The sequence below is a fragment of the Chroococcidiopsis cubana SAG 39.79 genome, from assembly GCF_003991895.1.
GTDB classification, from domain to species: domain Bacteria; phylum Cyanobacteriota; class Cyanobacteriia; order Cyanobacteriales; family Chroococcidiopsidaceae; genus Chroococcidiopsis; species Chroococcidiopsis thermalis.
Map to the genome: position 1 here is coordinate 25,794 of NZ_RSCK01000067.1, position 9,522 is coordinate 35,315.

General features: G+C 44.0%; 2 protein-coding genes and 1 pseudogene. All 3 read left to right on the forward strand.

From position 1 onward, the window contains the following. The first annotated feature begins 183 nt into the window (after positions 1-183). The 3 genes and pseudogenes from DSM107010_RS27095 (at position 184) to DSM107010_RS27105 (ending at position 9,427) form a co-directional block, all read left to right on the forward strand. Positions 184-877 (forward strand): annotated as a pseudogene (locus tag DSM107010_RS27095) (IS6 family transposase). A gap of 165 nt (positions 878-1,042) precedes the next feature. After that, a complete protein-coding gene (locus DSM107010_RS27100) occupies positions 1,043-7,072 on the forward strand; it encodes a hybrid sensor histidine kinase/response regulator (RefSeq protein ID WP_106168730.1) in 6,030 nt (2,009 codons plus the stop codon). A 9-nt stretch (positions 7,073-7,081) separates the two neighbouring features. Then, positions 7,082-9,427, forward strand: coding sequence for a hybrid sensor histidine kinase/response regulator (locus tag DSM107010_RS27105; RefSeq protein WP_106168731.1), 2,346 nt, complete (start codon positions 7,082-7,084; stop codon positions 9,425-9,427). Positions 9,428-9,522: the final 95 nt, after the last annotated feature.

The window sequence follows — 9,522 nt, forward strand, 5'->3', positions numbered from 1 at the left end:
CAAAGCTTGCTAGTGTTGTAACAAAGGTATCAACAGCTGCTCAGCCAGAGCCGTTAGCTGGCTTGAGCTATTGATCGGGTTGTGAGCCAACTCCTACCCATTTGTATCAAGAAGCGGCATTGTCAACTTAAGCCAAAAGTAGAATAATTATACTGGTTCCACTCGGCTCACGATTTCTACCTCATGTACTCCCGTCACCGATTCCCTAGCGAAATTATCAGCTATTGTGTCTGGCTCTACTACACCTTCCCCTTGAGCTATCGGGACATTGAGAAGATGATGCTGTATCGTGGCATTGAGGTGACCTATGAATCGATTCGGGAATGGTGCCAGAAATTTGGGCAGCAATATGCAAATCAACTTCGTCGTCAACGCCCGTTCATTGCCGACAAATGGCATCTCGATGAGGTCGTGGTAACAATCAAAAAACAGCAATATTATTTGTGGCGGGCTGTGGATGCGGAGGGGAACGTGCTGGATGTTTTACTACAACGACATCGGGACACGAGGGCGGCAGAGCGTTTTTTTCGCAAACTGTTGAAGAAACAAGGTTTCGTGCCCCGCGTCATTGTGACTGACAAACTTAAGAGTTACGCAGCGGCAAAGAAACAGCTGATGAAGCGGGTAGAGCATCGACAGCACAAGGGCTTGAACAACCGGGCGGAGAACTCTCATCAACCGACACGAATTCGAGAGCGACGGATGCGGCGATTCAAATCCCCAGGGCAAGCCCAACGCTTTCTTTCCGCTTTTGGACCGATTCGAGACCACTTTCACCCAAAACAACATCAACTGACCGCGATAGCGCTATCGCCAACAATTACGCCAACGATTTGAAGATTGGCAAGAAGTCGTTGGGTTAAATTCGGTTGCATAAATTGAGCGATTACCATCACTCAGGGATCATCGTGCTTAATTTTAAATTTTTCCTGTTAAGTTGACAATGCCGCAAAGGCCGTACAGGGTGGATGTGTGGAACTGCTAGACTGAAGCAGATGGAGTTAATCTTAAGCAGCGCGATTGGCTTATCCCTTGTGCGAAAATGAATACTACGATCGCTGGCTACAACTTGCTCGCAGTCCTTTATGAAGGAGATACTACCTGTATTTATCGGGCTAAGACGGTGTCTAAAAGCGATCTAGGCTCAATGTCTGTGATTATAAAAACGTTGAAAGCCGAGTATCCAACACTTGACCAATTGACTCGGTTAAGACACGAATATCAACTTCTGCAAGAATTAGAAATTGAAGAAATTGTTAAGCCCTTAGCTTTAGAAAGCTACCGCAATGGGCTGGCTCTCATTCTGCCTGATTTCGATGGAGAATCGCTGGCAAAAGCGATCGCCGCACGACAATTCACATTAAACAAATTTTTACAAATTGCAATTCACTTAGCTGCAATTCTGGCGCAACTTCATCAGCAGAAGATTATTCATAAAGATATTAAACCGGATAACATCCTTTTTAAGAAAAAAACGGGTGAAGTCAGACTGATTGATTTCGGGATTTCTACACGTCTATCAAGAGAAAATTTAGCGATTAGTCACGTCAACTTCCTCGAAGGAACACTTTCTTATATGTCTCCAGAACAGACAGGGAGAATGAACCGCTCGCTCGACTACCGCACGGACTTTTATTCTCTAGGCGTTACCTTTTATGAGATATTAACTGGGCAGTTGCCGTTCCAAGCGACTGATGCATTGGAGATCGTTCACTGTCACATTGCTAAAACACCAACCCCGCCTCATCTTGTCAATTCGGAGATTCCAGAAGTAGTATCCGAAATTGTCATGAAGTTACTTGCCAAGACAGCGGAAGAACGTTATCAAAGTGCGCTAGGACTGAAGGCTGATTTAGAACTGTGTCTAACGATGTTGCAAACCTCTGGGGCGATTTCTCGTTTCCAGGTGGGAGAGTTTGATTCGTCCAGCCAATTTTCGATTCCAGAAAAGCTGTATGGGCGCGATCGCGAAGTTAATTTGTTAATGAATGCCTTCGATCGCGTCAGTGCTGGTAAAACTGAAGTGATGTTGGTTAAGGGTTACGCTGGTATTGGTAAATCGTCATTAGTCAATGAAATCCACAAACCGATTGTTGGCGCAAAGGGATACTTCATATCCGGTAAATTTGACCAATTTCAGCGCAATATTCCTTACTCTGCAATTATCGCTGCCTTTCAATCATTAGTGAAACAACTCTTGACTGAAAGTGAATTCCAACTAGGGCAATGGCGAACCAAACTTTTAGCAGTTTTGGGCAACAATGCCCAAGTCATTATTGATGTTGTTCCAGATATAGAACTGATTATTGGGAAGCAACCCACCGCTCTTGAGTTGGCACCAACAGAAGCACAAAATAGATTTAATCTTGTTTTTCAAAACTTTATCCGTGTTTTTTGCTCACCAGAGCACCCTCTAGTCCTGTTTCTAGATGATTTGCAATGGGCTGATTCTGCCACGCTTAAGCTGCTGGATGCGATCGTGACCGATACAGAAACAGGCTATCTATTTTTAATTGGAGCCTATCGAGATAATGAAGTCAGCCCAAGCCATCCCTTAATGAGGACGCTTGATTCACTGCACTCTAAAGCCGTTGTCATTAATGAAATTACCTTGGTTCCCTTAACTCTTGCCAATATTAGCAATCTCATTGCTGACACGCTTCATAGTGATACAATTTCTGTTCAACCGTTAGCTGAATTAATCATTCGCAAAACATCAGGAAATCCCTTCTTTGTCAATCAATTTCTCAAAACACTGTATCAAGAAAACCTGTTAACTTTCAATGCAGGATGGAAGATCGGTAAACCTTACTGGCAATGGAATATCGCCCAAATTGAGGCACTTGATATTACTGATAATGTTGTTGAATTGATGATTCAGAAGCTGCGAAAATTACCCGATCTTACTCAGCATGTGTTGCAGTTGGCTGCTTGTGTGGGTAACACGTTTGACTTACAGACTCTTTTAATTATTTATAAGCGATCGCCTGCCGTTACCTATCAAAATTTATTGCCTGCAATTGAAGAGGGTTTAGTCTCAGTCGCATCTGATGTAAAAATTTTATTGGAAGACGATACAGGCACTCATCCTCTAGATCTCAAATTTAAATTTCTCCACGATCGGGTGCAACAAGCTGCATATGCGCTGATCGATCGGAGTTCTAAGCAAGCTACTCACTTGCAAATTGGTCATTTACTCTGGCAAAACACATTACCAGAAACATTATCAGAAAAGATACTTGAAATTGTCGATCATCTCAATTTAGGAATTGAGCTAATTACGGATAAAGCGGAACGAATTGAAATCGCCAAACTTAACTTAATTGCCGGACAGAAAGCGAAAGCATCAGCGGCGTATGCAGCTGCGATTGAATATTTGCAAGCTGGTTTGAGACTGTTAGGAGATTTTAGTTGGAATACTGAGTACAAGCTGACATTATCACTGCATACCGAAGCAGCAGAGGCAGCATTTCTGAGTGGTGATGTTGAAGAAATGCAGAGATTGGCTGAAATAGTGCAAAACTGCGCCAAAACGCTGTTGGACTGTATAAAAGTGTACGAAGTCCAGATTCAAGCTTATATGGGGCAGAATAAGCTGCTGGAAGCACTGAATACAGGGCTGCAAGTCTTAAAGCAGTTGGGGGTAGAGTTTCCCGACTCGCCAAACCCATCTGATATTGGGCAGGCGCTGGGGGAAACTGCGGCAATTTTGGGCGACAGGCGAACTGAGGAATTAATCGATCTCCCTGAAATGACCGCTCCTCATCAGCTAGCAGCGATAAGGACTCTATCAAGTATATTTTCTCCTTGCTATTCTGCGAGGCCCCCATTAGTACCTTTAATCGTATGCAAACAGGTCGATTTATCCGTTCAGTATGGCAATGCTGCTGTGTCTCCCTTTGCATATGCCGTATATAGTCTTCTTCTTTGCGGGGTCATAAGAAATATTAAGCGGGGCTATGAGTTCGGTCAATTAGCTTTACGTCTAGTGTCAAAGCTAAATGCCAAAGAAATCGAAGCCAAGACGTGTCACTTGGTGTATGCTGGCGTTCAACATTGGAAAGAACACGTCAACAATACCTTAAAACCTTTCCTGTCAGCTTTCTCTAGCGGGCTGGAAACGGGAGATTTAGAATATGCCGGCTATGCCATTATGGTATGGAGTCATTACTCGTTTTTTGTTAGCAAGCAACTAACGCAACTCGAACGAGAGATAGCAACTTATACGGATGCCATTCATAAAATTGGTCAAGCAACAGCACTTAATAATACAAAAATTTGTTGGCAAGCCGTTTTAAACATGATGGGCAGAAACCAAAATCTCTGCCAGTTAAAGGGGGAAGCATACGACGAAGAAAAAATGCTGCCGCTATATCAGCAAACCGATAACCAATTAGCGATTCATTATTTATACTTGCACAAGCTGGCGCTTTGTTATGTGTTTGAAAATTACCCAGAAGCTTTGAATAGTATTCCCCAAATAGAGAATTCTTTTGGCGCATCTACAGGGCAGCTAACCGTTGTTATCTTCTATTTCTACGATTCTCTAGTACAGTTAGCTGTATATTCCGAAACTTCACAGCCTGAGCAACAGGGCATCCTTGACAAAGTCCAAGCTAATCAAGAAAAAATGCTCAAATGGGCGCATTATGCCCCAATGAATCATCTGCATAAATACTATCTAGTGGAGGCAGAACGGTATCGAGTTTTAGGAGAAAAAATTGAAGCAATGGAAATGTATGACAAAGCCATTGCTTTAGCTAAAGAAAATGAATACCTGAATGAAGAAGCACTGGCGTGTGAACTAGCAGGCAAGTGTTATTTAGGATGGGGAAGAGAAGAAATCGCCCAACTCTATCTACAAAAAGCATATCATGCGTATCAGGTTTGGGGCGCTCGGGGGAAAGTCGAGCATCTAGAGGAAAAATATCCCCAGTTTCTTGCTAGAACTTCAGTCAAGAACGGAACAATCGCTACACATTCCCAAAGAACAACAAATCATTCTGAAACTGTCAATACCCTTGACTTAGCTACTGTCATGAAAGCAGCCCAAGCTCTTTCAGGTGAGATTGTGTTAAGTAAGCTGCTGACAACGTTGATGCGGATTTTGCTGGAAAATGCGGGTGCAGAAACTGGGATATTAATTTTAGAAAAAGGCTCGAAGTTTTTTATAGAAGCGGCTGGACGGAGCAATCAGAATGAGATCGTCGTTCAACAATCAATTGCTGTAGAAACAAGCCAGGAGTTACCGCTATCAATCATCAATTATGTCCGGCAAACGCAGGAGAATGTGGTTCTGAATGATGCTACCTGTGAAGGAATTTTCACAGCAGATGACTATATTCTTTTTCGCCAGCCAAAATCCATTTTGTGCGCGCCAATCCTCCATCAAGGCAAGCTTATTGGTATTCTTTATCTAGAAAACAATTTGACAACGGATGCTTTTACAACAGAGCGAGTAGAAGTTTTACAGTTATTATCCTCTCAAGCTGCGATTTCAATTGAGAATGCACGCCTTTATCAAGATTTGGCAGTTGCTAACGCTGACTTGAAAAGATCGCACGAACAGTTAGAAGATTATAGCAAAACGCTGGAAGCAAAAGTAGAAGAGCGGACAGAGCAGCTACAGCAAGAGGTGCGCGATCGCCAACGGGCAGAAGAGATAGCCCAGTCTGCCAACCGTGCCAAGAGTGAATTTTTGGCAAACATGAGCCACGAACTGCGTACGCCGCTCAATGGTATCCTGGGGTATACCCAGATTTGTCAAAAAGACCGAGATTTATCCGAGCAGCAAAAGAATCGGATGGCGATCGTGCATCAATGTGGGGAACACCTGCTAACGCTGATCGATGATGTTTTAGATCTTGCTAAAATTGAAGCCCGCAAAATGGAACTCTACCCCAGAGAGTTTGATTTTGCTGAATTTTTACAAAGCATTGTAGAGATTTGCAAAATTAAAGCCGATCGAAAAGGGATTGCGTTAATTTATCAAACACTGCCTCCTCTGCCTAAATCAATTCGGGCAGATGACAAACGTCTACGTCAGGTCCTGCTGAACCTGCTTGGCAATGCGATCAAATTTACCGAAACCGGAACGATCGTCTTTCAAGTGAGTTATCTTCAGCAGAAGATTCGCTTTCAAATTGAAGACTCCGGTATTGGCATTGCCTCGGAGCAGCTTGAGGAAATTTTCCAGCCGTTTCAACAGGTGGGCGAAAATAGCCGCAAGACAGAAGGAACGGGGTTAGGATTAGCCATCAGTCGTCAACTGGTTGAGATGATGGGGGGAACGCTTCAGGTTAAGAGTACTTTGGGAGTAGGCAGCACTTTCTGGCTCGATCTAGACCTGCCAGCAACTCATTCATTAACGGATACTGCTGCCTTAAAGCGCACAATTTTAGCAGTCAAAGGCGACAAGCGGAAAATTTTAGTCGTAGACGACAAAGCGATAAATCGCTCTATCCTGATTAATTTCCTAGAGCCGCTTGGATTTGATGTGTTAGACGCTGTAGATGGACAAGACGGACTGAATAAGGCGCAAGCGTTTAAGCCCGATGCCATCCTGATCGATTTGGTAATGCCAAATTTAGATGGTTTTGAGGCAACCCGTCGGCTCAGAGCGATGCCAATGTTTAAAGACATCGTAGTGATTGCAATCTCGGCTAGCGTCTTTGAATTCGATCGGCAACAGAGCCTTAAGGTGGGTTGTAATGATTTTCTGCCGAAACCGATTCGAGAAGACGACCTCCTGCAGAAATTGCAAGAACACTTGAAACTAGAATGGGTTTACGAGAGTGAGAGCGCAACTGAGGAACCCTTTAAGAATAAGGACAAGCAGGAAAGTAGCCAAGCAAGTTCTTCCTCAGCTTCCCCTGATTTTCCCATTCCACCGGCAGAAGAGATCGCTATTTTGCTAGATTTAGCAATGCGAGGAGATTTACGCGCCATTGCCAAACGAGCGACACAATTAGAGGAGTCGAACCAGCAGTGGAGCCCTTTTGCCACCTACTTGCGGCAGCTTGCCAAAGGATTTAAGGGGCGGCAAATTTTGGAATTTTTGCAGCAAGTTTAAGAGGTGGTCATGGATACAGAGATTGGTGAAAAAGGTGTCATTTTAATTGTGGATGATACGCCCACTAATTTAGATGTCCTGCTCGACTTGCTAGAAACTGCTGGTTTCAAAGTGGTAGTGGCTGAAGATGGGGAAAGAGCGATCGCCCTAGCCGAGTATGCTCCACCCGATTTGATTTTGCTAGACATTCTCATGCCTGGAATAGATGGTTTTGAAACGTGCCGTCGCTTAAAAATAAACTCAGCAACACGAGAGATTCCGATCGTTTTTCTGACGGCTGTTAGCGATAATGTTGATAAGGTTAAAGGCTTAAATCTTGGGGCGGTTGATTACATCACCAAACCGCTCAATCATGAGGAAGTTTTAGCGCGAGTCAATACCCACCTGCGGCTGCAAAACCTAACAAAACGTTTAATTCAACAGAACGAGCGGTTAGAACAAGAAATTCAAAAACGTCAGCAGTTAGAAGAAGAACGCGAGCAAGCATTTAGAGCACTACAGCGTAGTGAAGCTCGTTTTAGACATTTAATTGAATCCAATGTCATCGGTGTTGTTTTTAGCAGGACAGATGGCAGCATTACAGATGCCAATGACTCCTTCCTCCAAATCGTGGGCTACGATCGCGCTGACCTAAAAGCAGGGAATTTAAACTGGCAGGCGATTACGCCTCCAGAATATGCCCATCTCAATCAAGCAGCGGTGGCGGAATTGATCGATTCTGGAGCTTTTAATGCCTTTGAGAAGGAATATTTTCGCAAAGATGGATGTCGCATTCCTGTTATGATTGCCGGGGCTTTGCTCGATGAATCTCAACAGGCGATCGTTAGCTTTGTCCTTGACCTAAAGCAGTACAAGCAGGCAGAAGACAAGATTCGGGAACAGGCGGCTCTACTGGAGATCGCCACAGATGCCATTCTAGTACGAGATTTGGACAACAAAATTCGGTATTGGAACAAGGGAGCAGAGCAGATCTACGGATGGAATGTTGAAGAGGCGATCGGTCAAAACGCAGATCGACTTTTGTATCGACCAAACTCGCTCGAGCAACTTGAAACTGCTCAAAGAAGTTTAAAAGAGTCTGGTACGTGGCAAGGTGAATTGCATCAAGTCAATAAACAGGGCAAAGAAATTATTGTTGCCAGCCGTTGGACTTTAGTGCGCGATCCGCAAGGGCAACCAAAATCTATTTTGACAGTCAATACAGACATTACCCAAAACAAACAGCTCGAAAGCCAATTTCTGCGAACGCAACGACTTGAAAGCTTGGGGACGCTTGCAGGTGGCATCGCTCACGATCTCAACAACATTCTCACCCCCGTTCTGAGCACGGCACAACTGTTACAATTCAAGTTCCCCAATGCCGACGAGCAGACTCAGCATTTGCTGAAGATCGTTGAAGCAAATACCAAACGTGGAGCTGCTTTGGTCAAGCAAGTGCTGCAATTTACTCGTGGCGTGGAGGGTAAACGGGCGATCGTGCAAGTGAAACACCTGATCTACGAAGTTAAGCAGATTGCTGAGAAGACATTTCCTAAATCCATTGAGTTGTTGACGTATGTAGAACCAGAACTGGGGGTAGTGTCTGGAGATGCAACTCACCTGCATCAAGTGTTAATGAATCTGGTTGTCAATGCTCGGGACGCGATGCCGAATGGTGGTACGCTCACCATCTCGGCTAAAAACCTATTTGTGGACGAACGCTATGCTCGGATGAATCTCGATGCATCGGTCGGTTTCTACATTGGACTGAGCGTTAAAGACACGGGAATCGGAATGTCAGCTGAAATTGCAGATAGAATTTTTGAACCATTTTTTACAACGAAAGAGATTGGTAAAGGGACAGGGCTAGGGCTTTCTACCGTGAGGGGCATTGTCAAAAGTCACGGAGGATTCATTGGTGTGTTTAGCACAGTTGGTGAAGGCACTGAGTTTAAAGTATTTTTACCAGCTGTAGAAGCATCCGTTTCCTCGCGAGTAGAACTTCCTGAGCCGTCTAACGGAAATGCCGAATGGATTCTCGTTGTAGATGATGAAACGGCAATTTTAGAAACGACTAAAGTTTCGTTAGAAGCCTATAACTATCACGTGCTGACAGCCAATGATGGAATCGAAGCAATTTCGCTTTGCGCTCAATACAAACACAAAATTGCTGTAGCACTAGTCGACATGATGATGCCATCAATGGATGGGCTGACAACGATTCAGACGCTTCAAAAAATTAATCCCCAAATCAAAGCGATCGCCATCAGTGGATTTGTGGCTAACGATAAATTGAGAGAGGCTAGCTGCATTAACAACTTCCTCACTAAGCCCTACACGATTCAAGAGCTACTACAAACGCTACAAACTGTATGAGGAAAGCCTGTTAAATTAGGCAGCTTGTAAAAATAACTTAAGCAACTTTTAAAGGACTAAGTTATGATTTTAGAGCAGCATTGAGATTGAAACGG